At 70.7% G+C, this 23959-nt stretch carries 24 protein-coding genes and 1 pseudogene; 12 read left to right on the forward strand and 13 right to left on the reverse strand.

The annotated features are described in order from the left end of the window. Positions 1-48: 48 nt before the first annotated feature. Genes ACP95_RS04880 through ACP95_RS04890 form a run of 3 tightly spaced genes read left to right on the forward strand, consistent with a single transcriptional unit; the run spans position 49 to position 3237 of the window. Positions 49-789 carry an ABC transporter ATP-binding protein gene (locus ACP95_RS04880; protein ID WP_049980131.1) on the forward strand — a complete coding sequence of 247 codons (741 nt, stop codon included), beginning with the start codon at positions 49-51 and terminating at the stop codon, positions 787-789. After that, entirely contained in the window at positions 782-1996 is a 1215-nt protein-coding gene (locus ACP95_RS04885; RefSeq protein ID WP_082224567.1) for an ABC transporter permease, read from the forward strand. Before ACP95_RS04880 ends, ACP95_RS04885 begins: the two co-directional genes overlap by 8 nt. Further along, positions 1993-3237 (forward strand): ABC transporter permease, encoded by a 1245-nt coding sequence (locus ACP95_RS04890; protein ID WP_049980133.1) that lies wholly within the window; start codon positions 1993-1995, stop codon positions 3235-3237. The genes ACP95_RS04885 and ACP95_RS04890 overlap by 4 nt, the downstream gene beginning before the upstream one ends. A gap of 180 nt (positions 3238-3417) precedes the next feature. Here ACP95_RS04890 and ACP95_RS04895 read toward each other — a convergent pair whose 3' ends face one another. Both ACP95_RS04895 and ACP95_RS04900 read right to left on the reverse strand, forming a co-directional pair. Then, entirely contained in the window at positions 3418-3990 is a 573-nt protein-coding gene (locus ACP95_RS04895; protein WP_049980134.1) for a metal-dependent hydrolase, read from the reverse strand. Positions 3991-4074: 84 nt separating this feature from the next. Further along, complete coding sequence (locus ACP95_RS04900; RefSeq protein ID WP_049980135.1) at positions 4075-4290, reverse strand: hypothetical protein; 216 nt, start codon at positions 4288-4290, stop codon at positions 4075-4077. A 159-nt stretch (positions 4291-4449) separates the two neighbouring features. On the opposite strand from ACP95_RS04900, the gene ACP95_RS04905 reads away from it, so the two are divergent. From ACP95_RS04905 to ACP95_RS04915, 3 genes are read left to right on the forward strand one after another with little or no spacing between them, the layout of a single operon-like run. Beyond that, positions 4450-4725 carry a hypothetical protein gene (locus tag ACP95_RS04905; RefSeq protein ID WP_049980136.1) on the forward strand — a complete coding sequence of 92 codons (276 nt, stop codon included), beginning with the start codon at positions 4450-4452 and terminating at the stop codon, positions 4723-4725. Continuing rightward, positions 4726-5826: a DUF4350 domain-containing protein gene (locus tag ACP95_RS04910; protein WP_049980137.1), complete on the forward strand. Its 1101-nt coding sequence runs from the start codon at positions 4726-4728 to the stop codon at positions 5824-5826. Continuing rightward, a complete protein-coding gene (locus ACP95_RS04915; RefSeq protein ID WP_049980138.1) occupies positions 5819-6805 on the forward strand; it encodes an AAA family ATPase in 987 nt (328 codons plus the stop codon). The genes ACP95_RS04910 and ACP95_RS04915 overlap by 8 nt, the downstream gene beginning before the upstream one ends. Here the strand turns inward: ACP95_RS04915 and ACP95_RS04920 are convergent. The 5 genes from ACP95_RS04920 to ACP95_RS04940 form a co-directional block, all read right to left on the reverse strand. Then, complete coding sequence (locus ACP95_RS04920) at positions 6802-7737, reverse strand: hypothetical protein (protein WP_049980139.1); 936 nt, start codon at positions 7735-7737, stop codon at positions 6802-6804. The two genes, ACP95_RS04915 and ACP95_RS04920, sit on opposite strands and share 4 nt — an antisense overlap. Then, on the reverse strand, positions 7730-8161 hold the full coding sequence (locus ACP95_RS04925) for a hypothetical protein (protein WP_161782049.1): 432 nt from the start codon (positions 8159-8161) through the stop codon (positions 7730-7732). Before ACP95_RS04925 ends, ACP95_RS04920 begins: the two co-directional genes overlap by 8 nt. Before the next feature lie 101 nt (positions 8162-8262). Continuing rightward, positions 8263-9699, reverse strand: a complete 1437-nt coding sequence (locus ACP95_RS04930; RefSeq protein ID WP_082224568.1) for a DUF58 domain-containing protein — start codon at positions 9697-9699, stop codon at positions 8263-8265. Between the two features lie 264 nt (positions 9700-9963). Continuing rightward, positions 9964-11154 carry a cation:proton antiporter regulatory subunit gene (locus tag ACP95_RS04935; RefSeq protein WP_154018444.1) on the reverse strand — a complete coding sequence of 397 codons (1191 nt, stop codon included), beginning with the start codon at positions 11152-11154 and terminating at the stop codon, positions 9964-9966. Then, entirely contained in the window at positions 11151-12368 is a 1218-nt protein-coding gene (locus tag ACP95_RS04940; protein WP_049980143.1) for a potassium channel family protein, read from the reverse strand. The genes ACP95_RS04935 and ACP95_RS04940 overlap by 4 nt, the downstream gene beginning before the upstream one ends. Before the next feature lie 86 nt (positions 12369-12454). On the opposite strand from ACP95_RS04940, the gene ACP95_RS04945 reads away from it, so the two are divergent. After that, entirely contained in the window at positions 12455-13603 is a 1149-nt protein-coding gene (locus tag ACP95_RS04945) for an NAD-binding protein (protein WP_049980144.1), read from the forward strand. On the opposite strand, the gene ACP95_RS04950 is transcribed toward ACP95_RS04945, so the two are convergent. Both ACP95_RS04950 and ACP95_RS04955 read right to left on the reverse strand, forming a co-directional pair. Further along, positions 13604-15079 carry a universal stress protein gene (locus ACP95_RS04950; protein ID WP_049980145.1) on the reverse strand — a complete coding sequence of 492 codons (1476 nt, stop codon included), beginning with the start codon at positions 15077-15079 and terminating at the stop codon, positions 13604-13606. It abuts the gene before it with no gap. A 1-nt stretch (position 15080) separates the two neighbouring features. Then, positions 15081-15806 carry a nucleoside phosphorylase gene (locus ACP95_RS04955; RefSeq protein WP_049980146.1) on the reverse strand — a complete coding sequence of 242 codons (726 nt, stop codon included), beginning with the start codon at positions 15804-15806 and terminating at the stop codon, positions 15081-15083. Between the two features lie 93 nt (positions 15807-15899). On the opposite strand from ACP95_RS04955, the gene ACP95_RS15575 reads away from it, so the two are divergent. Beyond that, entirely contained in the window at positions 15900-16289 is a 390-nt protein-coding gene (locus ACP95_RS15575; protein WP_049980147.1) for a hypothetical protein, read from the forward strand. Here the strand turns inward: ACP95_RS15575 and ACP95_RS04965 are convergent. After that, on the reverse strand, positions 16286-17092 hold the full coding sequence (locus tag ACP95_RS04965) for a DUF63 family protein (protein ID WP_049980148.1): 807 nt from the start codon (positions 17090-17092) through the stop codon (positions 16286-16288). The two genes, ACP95_RS15575 and ACP95_RS04965, sit on opposite strands and share 4 nt — an antisense overlap. A gap of 85 nt (positions 17093-17177) precedes the next feature. Here ACP95_RS04965 and deoC point away from each other — a divergent pair. Further along, positions 17178-17812: pseudogene (deoC, locus tag ACP95_RS04970) on the forward strand (deoxyribose-phosphate aldolase). On the opposite strand, the gene ACP95_RS04975 reads toward deoC, so the two are convergent. Both ACP95_RS04975 and ACP95_RS04980 read right to left on the reverse strand, forming a co-directional pair. Next, positions 17813-18994 (reverse strand): outer membrane protein assembly factor BamB family protein, encoded by a 1182-nt coding sequence (locus ACP95_RS04975; protein ID WP_161782050.1) that lies wholly within the window; start codon positions 18992-18994, stop codon positions 17813-17815. It abuts the pseudogene before it with no gap. Between the two features lie 43 nt (positions 18995-19037). Next, positions 19038-19958 (reverse strand): ABC transporter permease, encoded by a 921-nt coding sequence (locus ACP95_RS04980; RefSeq protein WP_049980150.1) that lies wholly within the window; start codon positions 19956-19958, stop codon positions 19038-19040. 124 nt (positions 19959-20082) lie between these two features. On the opposite strand from ACP95_RS04980, the gene ACP95_RS04985 reads away from it, so the two are divergent. The 3 genes from ACP95_RS04985 (at position 20083) to ACP95_RS16290 (ending at position 23503) form a co-directional block, all read left to right on the forward strand. Further along, the gene (locus tag ACP95_RS04985; protein ID WP_049980151.1) at positions 20083-21198 is read left to right on the forward strand and encodes an ABC transporter permease; all 1116 of its coding nucleotides are present in this window, start codon (positions 20083-20085) and stop codon (positions 21196-21198) included. A 66-nt stretch (positions 21199-21264) separates the two neighbouring features. Beyond that, the gene (locus ACP95_RS04990) at positions 21265-22515 is read left to right on the forward strand and encodes a tRNA (N(6)-L-threonylcarbamoyladenosine(37)-C(2))-methylthiotransferase (protein WP_049980152.1); all 1251 of its coding nucleotides are present in this window, start codon (positions 21265-21267) and stop codon (positions 22513-22515) included. A gap of 73 nt (positions 22516-22588) precedes the next feature. Beyond that, entirely contained in the window at positions 22589-23503 is a 915-nt protein-coding gene (locus ACP95_RS16290; RefSeq protein ID WP_154018445.1) for a twin-arginine translocation signal domain-containing protein, read from the forward strand. Here ACP95_RS16290 and ACP95_RS05000 read toward each other — a convergent pair. Next, a partial coding sequence (locus tag ACP95_RS05000) for a carotenoid oxygenase family protein (RefSeq protein ID WP_161782051.1) occupies positions 23504-23959 on the reverse strand: 456 nt, incomplete at its 5' end. It abuts the gene before it with no gap.

The following is a 23959-nucleotide window of genomic DNA, read 5'->3' on the forward strand; positions in this document are numbered from 1 at the left end:
CCCCCGCGACGCTTCCCCGCTGATCATGTTTGACTCTCGAGGCGACCCATGAGCCGTATCGACCCCGATGACGCTGCCCAGCAGCCCACCCCCGTCGTCAACGCTGTCGGCGTTGGCCGCACGTACAGGCGTGGCCAAGCCGGCCTGTTGGGCCGGAACAGCGACGCGACCGTCGTCACCGCTCTCGACGACGTATCGGCCGCGATCAACCGGGGCGAACTCGTCGGGATCGCGGGCCCGAGTGGGAGCGGCAAGTCGACGCTGCTCCACCTGCTCGCGGCACTCGACACGCCGACAACCGGGCGGATCGAGATCGGCGGGACGAACACGGCCGAGCTGAGCGAGCGGGCCCGAAGTCGACTCCGACGCGACCACATCGGCATCGTGTTTCAGCGGTTCCACCTCCTCCCCGCGCTGACGGCCCAACAGAACGTCGCGCTCCCGTTCATCGAGTGGGGCGTCGGCAAAAGCGAGCGCCGCGACCGGGCCGAACTCCTCCTCCACCGGGTCGGCCTGGGTGATCGACTGACCCACCGGCCTGCAGAACTGAGTGGTGGGGAACAGCAGCGAGTCGCCGTCGCCAGAGCGCTCGCCGGCGAGCCGGAACTGCTGATCGCGGACGAACCCACCGGCGAACTCGACTCCGAGGCGGGGGCGAACGTGCTCGACCTGCTGGCGGACGTGGCCGACGACCGCGCGGTCATCGTCGCCTCGCACGACCAGGCGGTGCTCGAACGCGTGGATCGAATCATCCGACTCCGTGATGGCCAGGTCGTGACCGATGCGTAGGCTGCTCGCCCTCTGCAAGCTCGGGGTGGTTCAGACGCTAGGCCGGTTCCGCACGGCCGAGGCGCGCCGACTCGTGATGACGACCCTCGGCGTCGCCCTCGCCGTGGCGCTCATGGTGAGCGTGACCAGCGTCGCCGTCGGCCTCGCCTCGGGGTCGACCGTGCAGGGTGACGACGTCGACTACTGGATCGTCCCCGAGGGCGGGTCGGCATCGACGATCGCTGTCTCCGTCGAGGGGCCACGGCTCGGTGAGGTCCACCAGACGACCGCGGAGATCGAGGCCGACGATCGCGTGACGTACGCGACGCCGGTGCAACTCCAAATACTGCAAGTCAGCGCTGGCAACACGTCCGAGTACGTCCTCGCAGCCGGGGTCGTCCCGCCCGCGGACGGCCAGCGCGTGCTCGGCCTGCCGACGGAGGCACTCGCGCCGGGCGATCCCCACTACGCCAACGGCACGTACAACGGCACGTGGACTGGCGACGCCGTCCTCAGCTCCGCGGCGGCGGAGGTGCTTGGTGTCGAGACTGGCGCCGAACTGAACGCCGCGGGCACTGACCGCCCGCTCCGCGCCGTCGACGTCGCGGACGCCGACGTGTCAACGGGGCTCGGTCCCGTGCCGGTGATGGTGGTCCACCTGAGCGAACTGCAGACAATCACCGGGACGTCGGCGGGCGATCAGGCGGACCAGATCCTCGTGAGCACGAACGACCCGTCGGTCGAGAGCGAACTGCGAGGGGTCTACCCCCGCACTGACGTGTTGACTCGATCGGGCGTCGGCGGCGCCAGCGTCTCCACGTCGAGCCTCCCGCTTGCGGTCGCCGTCGCCGCGTTCCTGACGGCGGTGAGCATCGGCGCGCTGTTCGTCGCGACGCTGACGGGGCTGGACGTCATCGCCAACCGGGCCACGATCGCTGCCCAGGGCGCGATGGGGTTCTCTCGCCGCTCGCAGACGATCCTCGTCCTGTCGCAGGTGGTGACGATCGCCGGCCTCGGCGGGATCGCCGGGACGCTGCTCGGGCTCGGGGGCGTCGTCGCCATCAACCGGATCAGCCAGGCGTACGTCGGCGTCCAGAACGTCGCCCAGTTCCACCCCGCGCTGCTCGCGTACGGGCCACTGGTCGCGATCGTCATCGGCCTGCTCGCCTCGCCCTACCCGGCGTGGCTGGCCCGCCGGACGAACATTGTGGAGGTGCTCGACCAGTGAGCGGGCGCCTCCGAAATGCGCTGACACGGGTCCGTGCGGTCGTGGGGATCGCGATCGCCCAACTGCGTCACGACCGAACCCGGACGGTGCTGTCGGTGCTGGGGATCACGCTGGCCGTGCTCGCGACCACCCTGCTTGGCGGCGTGGGCATCGGCGTCGTCGAGACCGGCGAGGAGCAGTTCGACGCCTCCGGGCGCGACCTCTGGGTCACTGGTGGCCCCATCACGCTCGCCCCCGGGACTGTGGGTGGGTTCGAGAATACCGTCGTCGACGCCCACGAGATCAGCGCCGCGATCGAGGCCCGGGAGGACGTGAACACAGCGGTGCCGATGGCGTTCCAGACGGTGTACGTCAGTACCGACGGGGAGGACTGGGAGACGCTCGTCGGCACCGGCGCGCCCGGCCGCGGCCCCAGCGTCCAGGTGAGCGAGGGCCAGGCGTTCCAGCATAAGGATATCCACTACGCCGACGGGAACTACTCCGGGCCGATGACCCACGAGGTGATCATCGACCAGCGGACGGCCGACATGTTCAACGTCTCGGTCGGGGACACGCTCCACATCGGCGGCACGATCTCGGACGCCCGCGCCAACGAGTTCACCGTCGTCGGCATCTCGCCGACGTTCTCGCGGTTCCTCGGGACGCCGACAGTCACGCTGCATCTGAGTGAACTCCAGGAGGTAACCGGCACCACCGCAACGGACCGCGCGTCGCTGATCACGGTCGACCTCAAGGACGGCGCCGACCCTGCGACCGTTGCGCAGGAAATCGAGCGCGAGCACCCCGAGTACGAGGTGCGCACCAACCGTGAACAGTTGGAGGCGACGCTGGAACGACAGGCAGTGGTGCTTGCCAGCGGCGGGAGTCTCGTCGTCCTCGCGGTGCTCGCGGGCATCACGCTCACGGCGAACCTGCTCGTGTCGGTGGTGTACCAGCAGCGCCGTGAACTCGCCGCGCTCAAAGCACTCGGCTCCCGGACGCGCACGCTCGTCGGGATCGTCGTCGTTCAGGCGCTTTTCCTCGGCCTCATCGGCGGCCTGCTCGGTGTCGCGGCGACGATCCCGCTCGGGATGGGGCTCGATGCGGTCGCCGCCTCCCTCGTCGGCTTCGAGAACGTCGTCCGGACGCCGCCGTGGGTGCTCGGCGCAGGCGTCGCGATCGCCGTGCCGATCAGCCTGATCGGCGCCGCCGTCGCTGGCTGGCAGGTCTCACGGCTCTCGCCCGTCGACGGACTGCGGTGATTGGAAGTCTGGACCGCAGCCTACACCCGCAGACGAGCATTCACGGCTGCCCCGAGGAGCCGGAGGTAGCAGAGCCAGCAACAGTCGCCCACACGGCCGTAGTAGCAGCCGTTCTGTTCGGCCGGGAAGTGTCTCGCCATGTGCCCTCTCCGCGCGCCACACCCATCGTTAGGCGGTGGATTAGGGCTTTACAGGCTGCTCCTGCCACCCCAACCGCTCCTTCACCAGTCGGAGCAGGTACCACAGGCCGGGCGCCCCATCGAGGACCCAGACCGCGCTCGCGATGGCGGTCAGCACCAACCCGATCAGGGTGCCGGTGGTGAGGTCGGTTGCGAGCAGGTACTCGACGATCGAGCGATCGACCTCCTCGTACGGACAGATGGCGAGTGGCCAGACGAGGTAGTTCACGCAGGTCGGCTGCCCGAGCAGGATCGTGTAGCCGTCAGCGAACACGTGGGCAAGCCAGCCGAACCCGAACGCGAAGACAGCCGTCCGCGTGCGCTCCGAGCGGCCACGACTCACTCGGTAGAGTAGGCCGGCGACGAGTCCAAGCACGAGCAGTGAGTGGGCGAGACTTCGCCCCGAGGGGAGGATCCCGACCGTCCAGGATAGCGGTTTGTCGACCAGGTCGGGGAACTGCGTGCCGATCGCGAGGGCGACCACGGCGATCCCTGTCGGCGGGCGTCGATGGCTGAGAAACGTGTACAGCCGGTAGGAGAGATAGCCAACCGCCGCGTGGCCCCACGGGAGCATTCGCGTGTCAGTCCCCCTAGCGAACGGATAGGGGTGTCGACTTGGGAGCGGCCAACCGGGTGGGACAGCTCCCAGTCCCCGTCTTCACTCCTCTGCGAGCTTCGGGATCTCTGTCGTGGAACTCCCGTTCAGGATGAGTTTCCGGTACTCGTCGGCGATGTACTTCCGCAGGATCCGTTCCGCGTGCTCGTCGATCTCGACCGGCTGGCCATGCTGTTGCTCCAGCTCGTTCAAGATGCGCTCGTAGGCATGTGCGGCGTCGCTGTCGAGGCTGACGCTGATCTCGCGGTGGTCGTTCATGCGAGGATATATTTTCTGTCAACGAAAAACCTTGCGGCAACATCCACCTCGATCTCGGGTTGGCGCCAGCAACGGCTGCAACCTCGACGAGCGTCGCTCGCAATCCGCAGCACTGGTGAAGGCGATACTCTCAAGACGAAGATGGTCCACAACCCGACAATGGCAACGGCTCGGCGCCAGCGGTTCGTCCGGGCGACCCTCGCGTGGTTGCTCGGCGCGACGCTCGTGCTCACGCTCCTGTCGAGCCTCAGCTACGAACTGGTGTTCGTCGTCTCGTTGATCGGGCTGCTCGTCGTCGTTGAGCTCACGGCCCCGTTCCGCGTGACGCCGACGTGGCGCTCGCGACTGAAGTGGCTGATCGCGGCGGGACTCGCCGTGTTCGGCTACATCGTGATCAGGCGCATCCTCGAAATCCTCCCGCCGGGGGTGCTCTGAATGGCCGACTGGCTCCCCGAGGGCTGGTCGGTTCCCCAGCTCCTCCTCGTCGCTCTGGCCCTCACGATCGCGATTACCGGCGTCGTCGCCGCGGGCACGTCACAGACCGCCTTCAGTACGTACAACGCCGCGTGGGACGGCGCCAGCGATCTCCGTGAGGCGGCGAGCGACCAAGGCGCCGACCCCGTCGTCGCACTCAACACGACCGAGTACACCGACGCGGACCCGAACGGGACGATCGCGGTCGTCCTGTCGCCCGACGAGCCTTACTCCCAACAGGATCGCGAGCGACTCGCAGCGTTCGTCGAAGAAGGCGGAACACTCGTCGTCGCCGAGGACTACGGCCCCCACAGCACGCCACTTCTCGAGGCCGTCGGTGCTGAGACGCGATTCGACGGCGCGCCGCTCCGTGACGAGCAGGAGTACTACCGCTCGCCGGCACTCCCGGTCGCGACGAACGTCTCCACCCATCCCGAGACCGAGAACGTCGACCAACTCACGCTGAACCACGGGACGAGCCTGGCAGTCAACGACTCCGGGACCAACACCACGGTGCTCGTCCGTTCGTCGGAGTTCGCCTACCTCGACACCGACCGCGACGGCGAACTCGACGACAACGAGACGCTCGCCAGCCGGCCCGTCGTAGTTCGAGAATCGGCCGGCGCGGGGACGGTGTACGTCGTCTCCGACCCGAGTATCTTCATCAACGCGATGCTTGAGCGGCCCGGGAACGCCCAGTTCGCGGCGAACCTCTTCGCCGATCACGAGGCGGCGATCCTCGACTACTCACACGTCACGGGCCAGCCCCCGCTTGCGGTCGCCCTGTTGACCCTCCAAAAGAGTCCGCTGTGGCAGGTTGTCGTCGCCAGTGTGGGCATCGGCGCGGTCGTTTGGGGGCGTCGCCTTCGACGACTCCAAGACACCGTCCTGGACCGGCTCGGTCATGAGCCACCGGAAGCCCGGCTCGCCCTCGCCGACGCCAGCCCCGACGAGGTCGTCGCGTACCTGCAGCGACGACATCCTGACTGGGACGAGCAGCGACTCCGCCGTGTGATGCGAGGTGTTATACGGACTGACGAATCAACAGAGAGCAATGACTGATCCGGCCGCGTTCCACGACGCCGTGCGGGATGAGGCCAGCGCGGTGTTGATCGGCAACGAGGAGATCCTCGAGGGGCTCTCGATCGCGGCGCTGACACGGGGACACGTCCTGTTGGAGGGCGTCCCCGGCGTCGCGAAGACGACCATCGCGAACCTGTTCGCGCGGGCCTCCGGCCTCGAGTACAACCGCATCCAGATGACGCCGGACATCCTTCCCGCGGACATCACGGGCACCCACATCTACCGGGAGCCCACCGGCGAGTTCGAACTCCAGCGCGGCCCCGTGTTCGCCAACGTCGTCGTCGCCGACGAGATCAACCGCGCGACGCCGAAAACCCAGAGCGCCCTGCTCGAAGCGATGCAGGAGGGGACCGTCACGATCGAGGGGGATACGCTTTCGCTGCCGACGCCGTTCATGGTGATCGCGACCCAGAACCCGATCGAGATGGAGGGGACGTTCGCGCTACCGGAGGCCCAGCGCGACCGCTTCCAGCTCAAACTCACCGTCGACCTGCCCGACCGGGAGATGGAACGCGACCTGTTCGACCGCTTCGACGACCAGCCGGATATCGGCCCGTCGAGCGTCAGCCAGGTCGTCTCTCCCGAGGATCTCGAGGCAGCCCGCGCGGCCGTCGCAGAGACCCACGTCGCCGACCCCGTGCGAGAGTACATCCTCGACCTCGTCCGGGCGACGCGGGACTCCCCGGACATCGAGTACGGTGCGTCACCACGGGCGACGATCGCCTTCCTGAACGCCGGCAAGGCGGCGGCGGCCATCGACGGCCGCTCGTACGTGATCCCGGACGACATCAAGCAACTCGCCCAACCAGTGCTTCGCCACCGACTCGTGCTTAGCACGGACGCCGAACTCGGTGGCGAGAGCGTTGACGACCTGATCTCGGAGCTACTCGACTCCGTCCCGGTTCCCGAGGAAGCAACTCGCGAAGGAGCAGTCGCCGACCAACCCGCGGACAGCTAGCTGTCGGGCTCCTCCCCGTCCGTCTCGACTGTGCCCGTCGCCGCTGTCTCGTCCGTTTCCTCCTCGCCCTCGTCCATGTCCCAGCGACAGGTCAGGACGAGGTCGTCGTCGCTGCGTGTCGTTTCGAGTCGAACCGGCTGGTCGAGCCCGTCTGCTAGCGCGACCGCGAGCAGCGACCCGAGCGGGTTGTCCACTGCCTCAGCATCAGCGTACACCGCACCGGTAAGCGCGACCGTCACGCGGCCGGCGTCGCCGTCGACCGCCACCTCGGCGGTCTCGGCGAGTTCGAACCCTTCGATCAGCGCGTCGGCGACCTGCTCGGCGATTGGTCTCGGAGCCGTCCCGAGCGAACCGGTCAGCGAACGCTCGAACTCGCGGAACAGCGTCCCGCCGGTCGGGACGAACGATGCCCCCCGTTCGGCATCGCGGTCGCCGACGACCAACGGTCGCTCGAGGGCCGCCTCGTCCGGAATCTCGTACTCGCTGTGCTGCGGGACGAACAACCTGGCCGGCGGCTCTCCCTCGACGGGGACGTACACCCACGTCGGTTCGAGGCCCAACTGCCCAGTGAGATCGCCGAGGCTGTCGGCCTGGGCGGCGTAGATCCGCTCGCCGGTTTCGGCGGCGACGAATCGCTCGGGCGTGAGGTAGCGGGTGAGGACGGCGCCGAAGACGCCGATGGCGCCCAGCACGAACAGCACCTCCCGCGCCGCGGGGAACACCAGCCCACCAGCGACGGCGACGGCGCCGACGGCGCCCAGGCCGAGTGCGGTCCGGCGATAGCTCGCCTGCCGGGCACGCGCGTACTCGTGGCGAAGCCGTTCGTTCTCGCTGCGGAGCAGGTCGACCTGGGCGCGGAGGTCCTCGATGCGCTCGGTCGCCTGTTCGTCGTCACCGTCCACTACCGCCTCCCGCGGCTGTGTCTCACTCATCGATCAGCCCCAGCGTGAGTAGTTCGTACCTGTGGATGCCGTACCCGACGAACGCCAGCCCGCCGATACTGACAGCGGCCACTGCCAGCAGCCCGTCGAGTGTCGCTCGGGCGACGACGAACGTCCCGACTGCGGCAGCGACGCTTGCCAGATAGATCCCGGCCGGCCGCGCGCCGTGTGACTCGTACGTGGCTGCGAGCGGGAAACTTGCGAGCACCAGTGCCGACGGCATCGGTGCCAGCCCGACGACGTCGCCAACGCCGAGCAGGCCGATGATCCCGGCGACGAACGCCAACACTGGCCCACCAAGGACGAGCCCGAGTGCCGGAACCACCGCGAGCGCTGCGGCGGTCGGCCCGCCCAGCAGCGCAAACCCGACTGCCGTAACACCGATCGCCGCCGATGTGGGGGAGTTCCCCAGCACCTCGCGACCGCGGGGCGCGACGACGAGCGGTGGTTCTCCCATTGGGCCAACTGTTCGGGTACATCCATTTGAAGATACTGAAACGACCACCCCTCACCGTTTCAGGACTGCCGAGCGCGTCGTCGCGCGGCCAGGAGGGCGTCGAGGCGGTCACCCGGCCCGACTTCGTACACTTCTGTCCGCGGGGTCCGGGCGACCGTGCGGCGGAACGACTCGAAGTCGGCGTAGCGGTCGTAGGCCGCGCTCACGTCGTCCATCGCGCCGGCGTCGAACAGCACCCGCGGGGTGAGAAACAGCGAGAGGTGGCCACCCTCGTTCGCGACCAGCGAGGCGATGTCCTGGAGGCGGTTCCGCCCCGTGTCCGCGGTCAGCAGCACGAGCCAGACGTCCCCGCTCGTCTCGGCGAGGAGTTGCCGAATCGCCCGGAACAGGGGATCCGAGTCGATGCGGTGGACGTACGCATCCGTGTCGGCGAGGAACGGAGCAACCGTCTGCGCGAACGCGGAGTCGTCGTTCGAAAGCGTACGGGCCGCCGACCACGTCGCATCGGGTCGGCTGAGTCGGTCGCTCGTGGCGTCGACGGCGCCACCCTCGGCCTGGGTGGGTGCCAGATCGTGGAGGGCGTTCCGGACGTGGCGATACCCGCGGGCGGAACTCGTCGGGCGGCGACGGACCGTGATCCCGCCGTCTCCGATCGCGTACAAGCCCAGCGGGTCGTCGAAGGATTCGGCGGCTCGCGCGTAACCAAGCCCCACCTCCCGCGCGTAGTCGAGCATCGTCTGGCCGTCTGGCCCGTAATCCATCGTGTGCCGATGGTCGACCGCGATGACGGTCTGCCGGCTGGTCTCGGTCTCGAACTCCCGGATGTGGGGAGCCTGCAGCCGGGCGGTTGCCTTCCAGTCGATCTGGTTCAGGGCGTCGCCCGTGACGTACTGGCGGATCTCTTCCGGGACCAACCCAGCGGCCCCACTCCCGGCCGGATGTTCGCCGTAGGCGTCGATCCGGTCGCCGCCCTGGCCGACGTGGAGGTTGCGCGGCCGGCGTGGGTCGATCCGGACGGACTGGTCGGGATCGTGTGGAACCGATTCGGTCACGGTGTCACGCCTGTTCGCAAGCGTGACTGTGGCCGGGGGGAACGCGAACTCGCCGGCCACGGGAAACGAACACGAGAACGTCGTCGACGCCGCGGTCTCGCCCGGTTCGAGTGTCAGTGTCGGGGACCCATCCCCGTACTCGGCGCCGGGCGGGAGATCGATCGCGACCTCGATGGCCGTGTCGACCGGCCCTGTGAGCGTGGCGTCGACGGTGACCGAGAGCGGTTCGTCGACGATCGCGGCGGTCCGGACCGGACTGACGTCGACGTCGAGCCGCTCGGTCGCTTGCTCGAACGATCGGAGGGCGGTGTACTGCTCCACGAGCAGCCAACAGCCCAGTACGATCCCGCCCAGCACCGCGACCGGGGCTTTGGCGAGGACTCCCACCCCCACGAGCACGGTGCCTGCCGTGCCGATCTGCAGGAATCGCGGGGTGGGACGCATACAACGAGCATGGACGATGCCGCAGTTCAACTTCTGGCTTGATTGAAACGCTCTATCGAAGATGAGCCGAACCACGATAGAACAATTTATGGTAGGTGGTACCAAACGCTCGTGTATCGCAAATGTCACGAGAAGGCCGAATCCTCATGGTCACGTTCGTGTTTCTGGCGATGCTGGGGCTCTCGACGTTCCTGCTGTTCCGGTTCGCGGGCTGAGCCCCCCACGAGCGTGCCACCCGCCGCGGACGCAGGATCGCCGTTCTCGCTAGCGACTGTTCGCCCGCTCCTCCAGCCCGCGCAGCACGTCCGGGCGCCCGATCGCGTACACCGAGTCGCCCGACTCGAGCACGCGCTCGCGATCCGGGAGCGCGTCGATGGCGCCCGTCCCGCGCCGCACCGCGACGACCGCCGACTCCAGGTCGCCGACGGTCGTTCCGACCAGCGGGCTCCCCGCCGGAACCTGCACCACGCCGAGCGTCTCGTCGACGCTCCGCAGCAGCGACGCGAACTCCTGGTCGGCCCGCGCGCTCACGGGCAGCGTCACCAGCCGGTAGCGCTCGTCGGGCGACAGCGCCGCGGCGTCGGTCTCGTCGACGACCAGCGTCACCGACTCGCCCGCGGTCGCGCGCAGCTCCGCGGTCGTCACGCGGCGCGGTGACGACGGCGCCTCTTCGGCATCGCCCTCGGTCGTGGCGGTCGCGTTCGGCGTTGTCCACACCTGCACGATGTCGCCCGGGCCGGCGTCGCTCGCGGGGTCGGCCTCGACGGCGATGGCGCAGGTGCCGGGCCCCAGCGTGGGGCCGATCCCCGCCAGCCGCGAGCCGAGCGCGAGATACGTCACCGTCCCGTCGGCGGCGAGTTCGGCGTCGACGTAGCCGACGCCGTAGTCCTCCTTCAGCCGGGTCACCAGCCGCTCGCGGAGCGTCTCGGGGTTCGAGCGGGGGAACAGTAGCGTCTTCCCGCCGAGCTCGGCTTTCACCTCCGCGGGGACGGGGTCGTGGCTCTGCATGTCCTCGATCGCGTCGGCGGCGGGAAGCTCCACGGCTGAGAGGCGGGCGACGCCCCGCAGCGCGCGCCCGACGCTGGCGTTGACCTCGCGGGCGCCCGTCGCGCTTGCCAGATCCGTCCGGAGCGCGTCGCCGAGCCGGCGGCCGGGGACGGTCGCGACGAACGCTACGAGCAGCGTGAGCAGGTCGACGCCGACCCCGGCCGCGTCGAAGGGGTCGGTCCCGGGCGTGCCGATAACCCGGCCCAGCAGCCCCACGGTGTTGAGGTAGAGCGCGACGGCCGCGACGCCGAACAGCGCGGCCAGCCCCCGCGGGATCGGCTCCCGGAAGTACCAGCGGTAGGCGAGCGCGGCCGTCCCCGACACCAGGAAAGCGAGCACGGAGAGCCCGAACAGCTGGCCCAGCGCCGGGAGGAGCTCGACCTCCCCGAGCAGCATCTGGAGGATCACGCCGCCACCTCCGCGAACGCGTCGAGGTCGGCTGGCGTGCCGACGACGAACAGCTCCTGGCCGGCCGCGGGGGCGTACTTGCTCCCGGGAACGAGCGTCCAGCCGTCGTCCCCGCGGGCCGCGAGGACGACGACGCCGTACTCGGAGTGGACGCCGACCTCGCCCAGCCCGTGGCCGTCGAGCGCGCCGCCCTCCCGGACGGTCACCCGGCGGAGCCGCTTGCCAGAGCGCCGCAGCAGCGCCAGCAGTTCGAACTCCCGGCGCTCGCCCCGGGAGCGCACGGTGAGCCCGGTCACCTCGCGTTCGAGCAGCGCCCCCGCGGCCTCGCGGCTCACGGCGACGGTCACGCGGTCACGCCCGCCCGCGGCGGTTTTGGCGGCGGGCGTCGACGGCGCCTCGGCCTCGGTGCCGCCGTCGGTGACGGCGGGCGTCGCGTCGCCGCCCGCCGTCGCCGGCCGGACGCTGACGACGGTCCCTTCGTACGTCGCGTCTCCCGTGCGGATCGTCACCTCGTCGCCGGCGGCGGTGCCGGTGGGCACCATCGTCGTCACCGACACCGCGCGCTCGCCGGCGGGGACGCGCTTCGAGAGGCCGGCGGTCGGCGGCGCGGCGGCGACGGTCGCGTGGCCGCGCTCGTCGATCCGGACCGAGGCGTCCGCGAGGTCGAACTCGCTGCGGAGGCGGTCCTCGGCGCGGTGTTCGAGCTCGGAGATGGGGAGGTCCGCGGGCAGCGCGATCGACGCCTCCCGGATCGCCCGGCGGAGTTCGCCGGGCAGCGGTGGGTACCCCTCCATATCCCCGACTTCGCCCGTGATCTGCAGGCTCACCTCGCCGCGGCCGCCGACGAGATCGACCACGTCGGCCGAGAGCGTGCGGTCGGCGAGCTTCTTCAGCGTGAGCCGCTTGGGCGTCGCCGCGCCCATCTGGTCGCCCTTCGCGTGGGCGTACATCGACAGCATCAGCACGACGACGATCGCGACGAGCACGGCGACGCCGTTGGCGCCGCCGACGATCGCCCGGTCGTTGAGCGCGAGCAGGCCGCCGTTGACGCCCGCGATCGCGAGCGCCAGCACCACAACCCCGAAGCCGGGGATGGAGACGTTGGTGAAGTACTTGAACGTGAAACCGAGCACCCACGCCACCAGCGCGGGCACGATCCCCGTCACCAGCCCGAGATACACCCCGAGCAGGATCTGGAGCGGGAACGCGGTCATACACGTGGGAGCGTCGGCGACTGTATAGACGTACCGGCGACCGGATCGGTCGGTCCTTTAAGCCCCCGGCGCATCTGCCCCCGTGTATGCAGTGGGACCGGGACTGGATCGGCGTCCGCGCCTCGATCTGGCTGACGTTCGCGGTCGCCGCGCTCTCGGTGGCGACGGGGATCATCAACATCTCCACCACTACCGTCGCCGGCCCGCTCGCGGCGTACGTCCCGCCGATGGTCCAACGGACGGTTGGGTTCACGGGCACGCTGACGGGGTTTCTCACCCTCGCCGGCGCGTTCATGCTCCGCAATCGCCTCCGTGCGGGCTGGTACCTCACGGTGGCGATGCTCCCGATCACGGCCGTCCAGGGGCTGTTGCAGGCCAGCAGCTACTCCTACCCGCTGGTGGTGCTGTCGCTGCTCGCCCTGCCCGTCGTCGCGCTCAACCGCCGGACGTTCGACCACGAACTCGACCTGACGACCACCCAACTCGCGGCGCTGGGGGCGCTCGTCGCCGCGCAGGTGTACGGCACCGTCGGCACCTTCGCGCTCCGGGACGGGTTCCAGGGCGTTAACAGCCTCATAGACGCGTTCTACTACACGCTCGTCACCGGGAGCACCGTTGGCTACGGCGACATCTACGCCCAGACGCAGCAGGCGCGGCTGTTCGCCATGTCGGCGATCCTGCTCTCGGTGGCCTCGTTCGCGATCGCGCTCGGGGTGGTGCTGACGCCGATGATCGAGGCCCGATTCTCCGCGGCACTCGGACGCATGACCGAACAACAACTCGACACGCTCGAGAACCACGTGCTGGTTCTCGGCTACGGCGACCTGACCGAACCGATCCTCGAAGAGCTCGAAGCCCAGACGACGTTCGTCGTCATCACGGAGGACGAGACGGTGACGCGGCGGCTCACCAACCGCGACGTGCACGTGTTGACGGCCAACCCCAGCGACGAGGAACCGCTGAAGAACGCCGGGATCGACCGCGCGCGGGCGGTGATCGCCGCCACCAACGACGACGCCGCCGACGCGCTCGCGATCCTCACCGCTCGGGAGCTCAACCCGGAGATCCACATCGCCGTCGGCGTCACCCAGCGGGAGAACGTGAGCAAGCTCAAACGCGCCGGCGCCGACACGGTGATCAGCCCCGCGGCGATCGGCGGCCACCTGCTCGTCGAGGCGGCGATGGGTCGGGGCGACAGCGAGCGGGAGGCCAGCGACCTGCTTGGCGAGGAGTAGTCACCGCCCGGCGTCGCCGCGATCCACGACCGCCACGTCGCAGTCCACGTCGCGGAGCTGGCGGAACGTCGGCGGCGAGATCAGCCGCGACGCCGTCGACCGGTCGCCGGAGGAGCCGATCATCACGAGGTCGTAGGCGTCCGCGTTCTCCTGGATGTAGTTCGTGATCTCGGCGCGGGCGACGCGGGTCTCCACGGGCGCGTCGAACGCCTCGACGACGTTGGCGAGCCGGTGTTCGGCCCCGCGCCGGGCGTTCTCGTCGCCGATACAGGTACAGACGCTCACGCGGCCGCGGTCGCCGGCGAGCCGGGTCGCGAAGTCGACCATCGCGTGGGCGGTGTCGCCGGGGCGAGCGACGGGCACCATCACGCGGCGCCAGTCGTTCGTCCCGGTCGAGCGGTGGGCCACGGCGTCGATGGGGCCGGAGAGCACCCGCCGGACGTACGGCGAGAGCGCGCCGTCCTCGGTCTCGTACGGCGTCACCACGAGGTCGCAGTTGGCCCGGTCGGCGGTGTCGAGGGTCGTCGGCGCGGGGTCGCCGCTGGCGACGATCACCTCGCAGGGGACGCCGGTCTGTTCTCGGAGCCGGGCTGCGGTCTCGTCCAGCCGCTCGGCGGCCTTCCGGACGCGCTCGGCGCCGGCCTCGTCGACGGCCGCGGGGTCGCCCTCGCCGCGGTGGGCCGCCAGCACGTCCGGGTCCAGCCCCTCCAGCACGTCGAGCAGCACGACCTTCCCGGCGTCGTGGGCGGCGGCGATCCGGGCGGCCATCGTCGCCGTCTCGACGCCGTCCTCGCCGCGCATCGGGACGAGCACGTGGTCGTCGCCGTGGGTGGTGCCGTAGAGGTACGTCGCCCGTCGCTCGTAGAACGTCTTGTCCCAGACGACGAAGGCGGCCGCGACCAGCGCCGTCGAGAGCAGCACGCTGAGGACGTACGCCGAGCGCGGCGAGAGCCGGATCACCAGCCCCGGGAGCGGGCGGAGCGTGATCGCCCCGGTACCCATCTCGACGACCAGCACCAGCAGCGCCGAGGAGAACGCCGACGGCTCCTCGAGGTCGAGCGCCCAGGTCACGATCGCGGTGAGCGCGATGGCGCCGGCGGCCGCCGCCGGCGGGACGGTGAACGTCGGCGCCGCCGGGAACAGGAGCTCGGCGGCGACGAACGCGACCCAGCCACAGAGCGCGCCCAGCGTGATGCCGCCGACGAAGCGCCGGGGCGAGGCGTAGCGGCTCTCCGGGCGGACGAACAGCGTGTACGCTCCCGACGCCAGCGGCGGGAAGAGGAGGTACGGCAGCGCCTCGACCGCGTTCGACAGCAGCGTCACCAGCGCGATCAGCAGCGGGACGAACACCATCGCCGAGAGGTGGACGAGGTTGTCGGTGTTCTCGACCCAGCGGAGGAACTCGCCCACTTCGCGGCGCTCGGCGGACCGCAGTCGGCGAAGCGCCGCGCGCAGTCGCTCCCGGCGCCGACCCATCCTAGAGCGCGGCGACGGCGTCGAGCGCGATACTGATCGCGCGCTCGACGTTGTCCTTCGCCTTCTCGGGCAGCTCCTCGCCCTCGGTCTCACCCTTCTGGGTCCCCTTCACGAGGTTGCCGTCGACGGTGCAGATGGCGCCCGCCTGCATCCCGCGGCGCCGAGCCAGCGAGAACACCGCGGCGGCCTCCATCTCGATACAGAGCAGGCCGGCGTCCTCCCAGTCGGCGACGAACTCGTCGCTCTCGTTGTAGAACGCGTCGTCGGAGACGATCGGGCCCACGTGGACGTCCTCGTCGTTCGCCTCGGCGGCGTCGACGAGCCGGGAGAGCACGTCGTAGTCCGGCACTGCGGGGTAGGTCGCGGACTCGTAGCGCTTGCTCGTCCCCTCCTCCTTCGCGGCGCCGGTGGCGACGACCATGTCGCCGATCTCGATCTCTTCCTGCAGCGCGCCGGTGGTGCCGACCCGGAGGACGGTCTCGACGCCGACGTTGTACAGCTCCTCGATCGCGATCGCGGCGGAGGGGCAGCCGATCCCCGTCGAGCAGATCGTGAGGTCGGTGCCCTCGTACTCGGCGTTGACGACCTTGTACTCGCGGTTCTCGGAGACCTCCTCGACGTTCTCACACTGCTTGGCGATGCGGTCGACGCGCCCGGGGTCGCCCGGGATGAGCGCGATCTCGTTCACGTCACCCTCGCCGACGAGCAGGTGGGGCTGTTTGGCCATACTCGCGGTTGCCGGCGGCGGCGTCAAAAACACCGCGGTCCGGCCGCTCCGGCCGGGCAAGCTTTCTTCCCCCAGGCCAACGTGCCCGGAGCCATGTCGGTTCGCGGCCCGCGTCGCTCCCGCGCGCTGCGGGCGTACTACCGCCCGCGCCTGCCCGACCGCCTCGAGCGCCTGCTGTTCGACTCGGGTCGGCCCGGCCGGCCCAGCCTCGGCGAGCGCCTGCTCGCCCGGCTCGACCGGCTCCTGATCGTCGCCGGCCTGCGGCTGCTCGCGATCGCGCTGTTCGTTGATCTGGTCACGGAGCAGTACCTCGCGCTCACCGCGTTCACCGTCGCGATCAGCCTCCCCGTGTTCGCGCTCGCGACCTACCAGTTCGTCGCCGCCTCGGGCCACGGGATGCTGGAGGGCTCGCTCCGGTCGCGCCTGCGACGCTGGCGACGCGACCGCGAGTGGTACAGCAAGCGCCGCAGGGGCCGGCGCTAACCCATAATCGAGAACAGCAGCAGATTGTGCGCGCCGGGGCCGAGCCCGACGGCGGCGACGAACGCGAGCAGGAGCCGGCCCTGGCGGGGCGCCTCCCGGACGGACTCGGCCAGTAGCGCCGTGATCCCGGCGCCGAGTGCGAGTTTCACGAGCACGAACAGCCACGCGCTCCCCAGCAGCTCCGCGGTCGGCAGCGTCGCGCCGAACTCGATCACCGCTCGGGAGAGCGGCGTGCGCTCGGTCGCGCCGAGCAGGTCGATCCCGATCGCCGTCGAGATGCCGTCGAGGCTGTGGGCGACGACCGCCAGCGCGCCCGCGGCGCCGGCGTCGCCGACGCCCGGGTACGCGCGCCGCAGGCCGAGCCAGACCGCGATCCCGACGGCGACGCCGAGGACGGCCGCGACGGCCGGCCAAGCGGGTGCGAACGTCCCCTCGGCCAGCCCCCACTGGACGCCGACGGCGAGCACCAGCGCCGCGACGACCGCGCCGACGGCGGCGAACGCCCGCTCGGTCGCGACCGCGCCGGCGTCGACGGCCAGCCAGACGGCGCCCGCGAGGATCGCGGTCGTGAGGTAGGCCGCTGGCGTCCCGAGCAGCGGGTCGATCGCCCCGGGCGCGGCGCCGACGACGTGGAGGACGTGGAGCCACGCGCCCGCGAGCATCCACAGGACGAGCGCGAGCACGAGGCGGTCCGAGACGGCCGGGTCGCGGCGCCACAGCGCGACGGCGAGGGCGCCGCCGGCGACGACCAGCGCGAGCAGGTACGGCAGCGGCGGCAGCGCGAAGCCGGCGGGGAGTACCATGCTTCCCGGGGGGAGCGGGCGGGCGGAAAGCGTTTCGGAGCGCGGAGCGGCGGTGTTTTTCACCTCGGCGGGCCCAGAGGCGGGCATGGACCGCGACGAACTCGCCCCCAAGATCGACCACACCGTCCTCGGCCCGGAGACGACCTGGGTCGACACGCAGCGCGTGCTCGACGAGGCCGCCGAGCACGGGATGAACGCCTGCATCCCGCCGTGCTACGTGAGCGACGCTGCCGAATACGCGCCGGAGGTGACGCTGGCGACGGTGATCGGCTTCCCCCACGGCCAGCACGCCGCGGCGGCGAAGCGCGAGGAGGCGGTCGTCGCCGACGCCGACGGCGCCGACGAGCTCGACGTGGTGCTCAACGTCGGCCGGCTCAAGGCGGGCGAGACCGACGCCGTCCAGGAGGAGCTCGCGGGCGTCGTCGCCGCCACGCCGCTGCCGGTGAAGGTGATCATCGAGACCGCGCTGCTCACCCACGACGAAAAACACGCCGCCTGCGAGGCCGCAGAGGCGCGGGCGCCGACATGGTGAAGACCTCGACGGGCTTTGCCGACGGCGGCGCCGCGGTGGCGGACGTGGAGCTGATGAGCGAGTACCTCCCGGTCAAAGCCTCCGGCGGCGTCGGCAGCTACGAGGACGCGATGGCGATGCTCGACGCCGGCGCCGAGCGCATCGGCGCGAGTTCCGGCGTCGAGATCCTCTCGGGCGCCCCCGAGTAGCTACTCCAGCGCGAGCAGGCGCTCCTCCCCGCTGCCCGGGTCGGTCACGCAGGCGAACACCGCGCCGTCGGCCGGCGTCACCCCCATCGCCGCGGCGTCCTCGCCGATACCGTACCGGAACCGCGTCGCGTTCACGCGGCTCCCGCCGACGCCGACCCCGCCCGAGAGCGGCCGGGCGACCACCGCGCCCTCGGCGCCGACGTACAGCGTGTCGCCGGCCGCCGCGAGGGAGTACGTGTCGTCGCCGAGCTCCCAGCCGTGACTCCCGTCGTCGGCGTCGAGCCGGTCGACGCCCGCGAGGTCGCCGCCGAACACGGCGCCGTCGGCCAGCACGAGCGCGCCGTCGGCGACCGGCCCGCGCTCGGCGTGCCAGGCGGTTCGCCCCGCGTGGGCCGCCGTCCGGAGTTTGAGGACGCCGCCGCCGAACGTGGCCACGAACAGGTCGTTGCCGGACTCTCCGGCGATCGCGGTCACCTTCCCCGGGACTTTCTTGCGCCAGAGCCCGCGGCCCTGGTACAGCGTGAACACCTCGCCGCCGCTGGTCGCGCCGGTGACGCCGGCGACGTTCGGCGTCACCAGATGGGTCACCTCGCCGTAGACGGTCGCTCGCCACTCGACCTCGCCGTCGGCCCGGAGCTGGAGCACCTCACCGTGGTCGGTCGCGGCGTAGATCGGCTCCCAGTCGTGGCCGGGCGCCGGCGACGCGGTGACGTTGCCGTCGGTCTCGACGCGCCAGCTCTCCTCGCCGCTCTCGGCGTCGACGGCGACCAGCCCCGCTTCCGTGCCGGCGTAGACGACGCCGTCGTTCGCTGCGGGCGGCGGGTAGTAGCTGGCGCCCCCGTCGTCCTCGGCCCGGTAGGTCCACAGCTTCTCGCCGCTCTCGGCGTCGACCGCCTCGATCCCGGCCCAGGTGGACTGGAACACGCGGCCGCCGGCGACGATCGGCCGCCCGCGCGGCGTGCCGTCGAGCGCCGTCTCGAAGCGCAGTTCGGGCGCCGAGCGCGGGGCCGCGGCGTCGGGCACGAACGCGCTCCCGTAGCGGTCGTAGTTTCGCATCGGCCACTCGGTCGAGTCGTCGGTGCCGGGCGAGGGGGCGGCGCCGGCGGCGCCGTCGAGACAGCCGGCGACGCCGACAGCGGTACCGCTCGCGACTGCAGCCAAGTACGCGCGTCTGGAGGGCATCGCGCCCATTTTCTCGCGACGCGCCCAAGAAACTGCCCCCGGACTACCGCGACCGCGGGTCCAGCCACGCGCTCGCGAGGTCGCAGACGATGCTGCCGCCGATGCCGACCGCCACGAGCACCATCGTCGTCCCGAGGATCAGCGGGATGTCGTTCTCCTGGGTGGCCTCGTAGGTGAGCCAGCCGATCCCCTCGATCCCGATCAGCGACTCCAGCACGACGACCGAGAGCACGAGCACGGAGAACAGCTCCGCGGCGGTCATCGACAGCACGGGGACGAGCACGTTCCGGAACACGCGGCGGTCGATGCCGCGGTCGGTCAGCCCCTTCGCGCGGAGGTAGCGCACGTAGTCGGCGTCGAACTCGTCGACGCTGCGCGAACGCGTGAGGCTCACCTGGCCGGCCAACAGCGCCGCGGCGACGGCGCCGCCGGGGACGATCACGGTGCGGGCGAGCGGGCCGCCGCCGTCGAGGGCGACGAGCGCGACGGCGGCCAGCCAGAACCCCGGCAGCCCGAACAGGGCGTACGTCGCCAGCCGGCCGAGCCGGTCGAACCGACTCCCGCGCTCGCGGGCCGACCGGATGCCGACGGCGATCCCGGTGATCCAGGCCGTCACCGCGCCGGGGACGAGATACTTCGCCGTCTCGAGGGTGGCGCCGCCGACGACCTGGGTCACGGGCTCGCCCATGCTCGCGGAGAGCCCCCAGCGGAACAGGGTGATGTTGACGACCCAGTCGAGGTAGCGCCGGTACAGCGGCCGGTCGCGACCGCGGGCCGCGATGTACGTCTCGCGCATCTGCTCCATCTCGGCGGGCGAGGCGCCGGACCACAGCGCAGTGCCGAGCATCCCGCGGAGGTTAGTGTCCGGCGTGAGCACGACGACGAGGAACGTCAGCGTGATCACGAGGTACACCGCGACGACGGCGAAGCCGAACCGGGCGAGCAACCGCGACCGGAGACTCATGGGTCGCGAACCGGGTGGAGGGGCGACTGGGGTACGGGCACGCCTGGGGCGTAGGGGGACTAGCTGTTAAACGTTACCGACCGTGAAGGTTTATCACGCCCGAACCGGACTACACGTACCGTACATGTCCCCGTCGCTGGACTGGCGGCGTCGCCGGGTCCCGCTCTCCATCGTGGTGCTGGCCGTCGTCGCCGCCCTCGCCCTCTACGACACGCAGGTGAACGACGGCTACACCGTCGGCACCTGGCTCATGTCGCCGCTGGACTGGCTGTTCGTCCTCGCGAACGTCGTGTTGCTGTTCTACGGGGTGCTCCCGATCCTCGCCGACCGCGAGCGCGCGGCGACGCTGTGGCAGCGCTTCCGCGAGAAGCCCGAGGCCATCGCCGGCGCGGCGTGGCTAGCGGCGGTGTACCTGCTCGGCACGGTCGGGCTCGCGCTCGTCCCGGCGCCGAAACTGGACTTCCTCCACGGGAACCAGCCGCCGATCTGGGGGTCGATCCCGACCGATCAGCTCCCGCACAACTGCGCCGGCCCGGTCGCCGACGGCATGTGCCACGGGAGCTGGCAGTACCCGCTCGGCACCGACATCAACGGGTACGCGATGGAGATCCTGCTGCTCCAGGGGCTCCACGTCACGCTGTACGTCGCCGTGATCGCGCTGGCGCTGATCGTGCCCCTGGCGCTGATCGTCGGCACCGTCGCCGGCTACCACGGCGGGCTGATCGACAACGCGTCGATGCGCGCCGTCGAGGTGCAGGACGCGGTGCCGCCGCTGGTGATGTACCTGCTGCTCATCTGGATCACCGGCGAGTCGCTGCTGGTGATCATCCTCCTCTTCGGCTTCCTCGGGTGGGGCGGCGCCGCCCGGGTCGTCCGGAGCGAGGCCCGCCGGCTGCGCGAGACCGAGTTCGTGCAGGCGGCGAAAGTGCTCGGCGGCGACGACCGCCACGTCCTGCGGAAGCACGTCCTCCCCGCGGTGTCGGTCGTGGCGATCCCGACCGCGACCCAGCAGGCGCCCGTGCTGCTGCTGACGGAGGCGGGGCTGGCGTTCCTGGGGCTGGAGGCGTTCGACCTGCAGTCGCTGGGCAACGTGATCGCCCGCGGGCTCGGCGGCGAGGTGCCGATGACGACGAAGTGGTGGGTGTCGGTGTTCCCCGCGGCGGCGCTGGCGGCGACGGTGGTGTCGTTCAAGCTCGTCGGCGACGCGCTGGTCGAGGCGCTGGACCCGCGACTGGGGTAGCCACAGCCCGGAACGGCGGGTGGAACCGTCGCCCTTTTGCGCGACGCTCGCCCAGTTCCGACAGGCATGGCCCGATACCACATCGAGACGTACGGCTGTACGTCGAACCGGGGTGAGAGTCGGTCGATCGAGAGCGCCCTGCGCGACGCCGGCCACTACCGGGTGGACGGGCCCAAAGCGGCGGACGTGTCGATCCTAAACTCCTGTACGGTCGTCGAGAAGACCGAGCGCAACATGCTGCGCCGCGCCGAGGAGCTCGACGAGCAGACCGCCGACCTGATCGTCACGGGCTGCATGGCGCTGGCCCAGAGCGAGGAGTTCCAGCAGGCCGACATCGACGCCCAAGTGCTCCACTGGGACGACGTGCCCGAGGCCGTCACCAACGGCGAGTGCCCCACGCCCGGGCCGGGCACCGAGCCCGTCCTCGACGGCGTCGTCGGCATCCTCCCCATCGCCCGGGGCTGTATGAGCAACTGCTCGTACTGCATCACCAAGCAGGCCACGGGCCGCATCGACTCCCCGAGCGTCGAGGAGAACGTCGAGAAGGCCCGCGCGCTGGTCCACGCCGGCGCGAAGGAGCTCCGCGTCACCGGCCAGGACACCGGCGTCTACGGCTGGGACGAGGGCGAGCGCAAGCTGCCCGAACTGCTCGACCGCATCTGCGACATCGACGGCGAGTTCCGGGTCCGCGTCGGGATGGCCAACCCCGGCGGCGTCCACGGGATCCGCGAGGAGCTGGCCGACGTGTTCGCCCGCAACGAGAAGCTGTACGACTTCCTCCACGCGCCGGTGCAGTCCGGCAGCGACGAGGTGCTCGAGGAGATGCGCCGCCAGCATCGCGTCGACAAGTTCCTCGACATCGTCGAGACGTTCGACGACACGCTCGACCACTGGACGCTCTCGACGGACTTCATCGTCGGCTTCCCCACCGAGACGGAGGCCGACCACGAGCAGTCGATGGCGCTGTTCCGCGAGGTTCGCCCGGAGAAGGTCAACGTCACGCGCTTCTCCAAGCGGCCCGGGACCGACGCCGCCGAAATGAAGGGGCTGGGCGGGCAGACCAAGAAGGACCGCTCCAAGGCGATGAGTGAGCTCAAGCGGGAGGTCGTCGCCGAGGCGTACGAGGAACTGATCGGCACCACCCGCGAGGTGCTGGTCGTCGAGGAGGGCACCGGCGACTCGGTGAAGTGCCGGGACTCCGCCTACCGCCAGATCGTCGTCCAGAACGCCGACGAGCACGGCCTCGAACCCGGCGACTTCGCCGAGGTCGAGGTGACGAGCCACCAGACGGTGTACGCCTTCGGCACGCCGGTCTGATCCCTCGGCGCTTCCGACGCCGCCTTCGCCCTCCCACAAGGCTTGTTACGGTCGCGCCACCGATTTTCGGGTGATGCCCTCCACCAGACGACAGTTCCTGACGAGTAGCCTCGGCGTCGCCGCCGCGCTGGCGACCGCCGGCTGTATCGGCGACTCGCCGGGCGACGACGAATCGCCGACCGACTCCCCCGAACCACCCAACGGGTCCCCGTCCGAGACCGAGGTCCCGCCGCCGGCGTCGTCCGAGCGGACGGTCGGCGGCGACGCCGTCGCAGTGTTCGACATCGTCGCCGAGAAGGCCGTCACCTACGAGTCGATCATGGGCTCCGGCGGCGTCGTTGCCCCCGCGGGGCGGCAGTTCGTCGTCGCCTCGGTCCGCAGCGACGCCGAGCTCGAGGCGGACGCGTTCAGCCTCCGCGCGGGCGGCGAGACGTGGGCCGCCGTCGACCCCGGCGACGAGGGCGCCCAGAACTACGCCGTCGCCGGCCACGAGGGCGGGATCGTCGGCAGCCCCGAACTCGTCGGCGACGACGAACCGCGCTACGTCGCGTTCGAACTCGACTCGCCGCTCGACGCCGAGGATCCCCGGATCGTCCTCGAACGCGGCGGCGAGTCCGGGGAGTGGTCCCTCCCCGAGGACGCCCGCGAGACGCTCGCCGCCTCGGCACCGTCGTTCGAACTCGACTCGCTGGACGCCCCCGACAGCGTCGACCGCGGCGAGACGCTGGACGTGGAGCTCACCGCGACCAACACCACCGAGACCGCGGGCCGGTTCCTCGCCGCGGTGTACTGGCCGACGACCATCGCCGACGACGACGAGTCCCACCTGATCGAGCGAGAGGTCGACGCCGGCGGGACGGTGACCGCCTCGCTCTCGCTCGACACCGAGCACACCGAGGCCGACGACGGGACGGCGACACTCCGGGTCGCCGGCCACGTCGACGCCGAGAGGGAGGTCACCGTCGTCGGCGGGACGACGGCGACCTGATCAGTCCCGGAAGTACTCCCCGTGGAAGCCGAAGGGGACCGCGTGGGGGAGCGGCGCCCGCGCGAGCTCCTCCAGCTCGCCGTCGAGCACCACCAGCAGCGACCGCTCGGCGTCGACGTCGAGACAGAGCGAGAGCACGACGCCGTCGGCCTCCGCGTCGCCGTCGGGGTGCGGGACGAACACCGGTTCGCCTGAGTAGACGCCCGGCTCCTCCCAGCGCCGGGTGATCCCCGCGCCGTCGCCCACGTCGACCCGGACGAGCGCGTTGCCGTCGTCCATGTCGGTCGACTGCGCGAACGCGTGCTCGTACTCGCGGGTGTGGACGTCGGGCGAGAACCGCGGCATCTCCACGTCGTCGGCGAGGTGCTCGAACCCCGGGTCGCCGCCGTCGAGCGGGAGCCGGTAGCGCCGGAGCTCGCCCGAGGGGAAGCCGGCGTCGCCGCCCCGCAGCGCCGC

Source organism: Halolamina rubra (assembly GCF_000739555.1).
Classification (GTDB): domain Archaea; phylum Halobacteriota; class Halobacteria; order Halobacteriales; family Haloferacaceae; genus Halolamina; species Halolamina rubra.

Bases quoted from the DNA above. Each gene is read 5' to 3' on its own strand.
- ACP95_RS04880 (WP_049980131.1), top strand. From the start codon at position 49: ATGAGCCGTATCGACCCCGATGACGCTGCCCAGCAGCCCACCCCCGTC.
- ACP95_RS04885 (WP_082224567.1), top strand. From the start codon at position 782: ATGCGTAGGCTGCTCGCCCTCTGCAAGCTCGGGGTGGTTCAGACGCTA.
- ACP95_RS04895 (WP_049980134.1), bottom strand. From the start codon at position 3,990: ATGCTCCCGTGGGGCCACGCGGCGGTTGGCTATCTCTCCTACCGGCTG.
- ACP95_RS04900 (WP_049980135.1), bottom strand. From the start codon at position 4,290: ATGAACGACCACCGCGAGATCAGCGTCAGCCTCGACAGCGACGCCGCA.
- ACP95_RS04905 (WP_049980136.1), top strand. From the start codon at position 4,450: ATGGCAACGGCTCGGCGCCAGCGGTTCGTCCGGGCGACCCTCGCGTGG.
- ACP95_RS04910 (WP_049980137.1), top strand. From the start codon at position 4,726: ATGGCCGACTGGCTCCCCGAGGGCTGGTCGGTTCCCCAGCTCCTCCTC.
- ACP95_RS04915 (WP_049980138.1), top strand. From the start codon at position 5,819: ATGACTGATCCGGCCGCGTTCCACGACGCCGTGCGGGATGAGGCCAGC.
- ACP95_RS04920 (WP_049980139.1), bottom strand. From the start codon at position 7,737: ATGAGTGAGACACAGCCGCGGGAGGCGGTAGTGGACGGTGACGACGAA.
- ACP95_RS04930 (WP_082224568.1), bottom strand. From the start codon at position 9,699: ATGCGTCCCACCCCGCGATTCCTGCAGATCGGCACGGCAGGCACCGTG.
- ACP95_RS04940 (WP_049980143.1), bottom strand. From the start codon at position 12,368: ATGACCGCGTTCCCGCTCCAGATCCTGCTCGGGGTGTATCTCGGGCTG.
- ACP95_RS04945 (WP_049980144.1), top strand. From the start codon at position 12,455: ATGCAGTGGGACCGGGACTGGATCGGCGTCCGCGCCTCGATCTGGCTG.
- ACP95_RS04950 (WP_049980145.1), bottom strand. From the start codon at position 15,079: ATGGGTCGGCGCCGGGAGCGACTGCGCGCGGCGCTTCGCCGACTGCGG.
- ACP95_RS04955 (WP_049980146.1), bottom strand. From the start codon at position 15,806: ATGGCCAAACAGCCCCACCTGCTCGTCGGCGAGGGTGACGTGAACGAG.
- ACP95_RS15575 (WP_049980147.1), top strand. From the start codon at position 15,900: ATGTCGGTTCGCGGCCCGCGTCGCTCCCGCGCGCTGCGGGCGTACTAC.
- ACP95_RS04965 (WP_049980148.1), bottom strand. From the start codon at position 17,092: ATGGTACTCCCCGCCGGCTTCGCGCTGCCGCCGCTGCCGTACCTGCTC.
- ACP95_RS04975 (WP_161782050.1), bottom strand. From the start codon at position 18,994: ATGCCCTCCAGACGCGCGTACTTGGCTGCAGTCGCGAGCGGTACCGCT.
- ACP95_RS04980 (WP_049980150.1), bottom strand. From the start codon at position 19,958: ATGAGTCTCCGGTCGCGGTTGCTCGCCCGGTTCGGCTTCGCCGTCGTC.
- ACP95_RS04985 (WP_049980151.1), top strand. From the start codon at position 20,083: ATGTCCCCGTCGCTGGACTGGCGGCGTCGCCGGGTCCCGCTCTCCATC.
- ACP95_RS04990 (WP_049980152.1), top strand. From the start codon at position 21,265: ATGGCCCGATACCACATCGAGACGTACGGCTGTACGTCGAACCGGGGT.
- ACP95_RS16290 (WP_154018445.1), top strand. From the start codon at position 22,589: ATGCCCTCCACCAGACGACAGTTCCTGACGAGTAGCCTCGGCGTCGCC.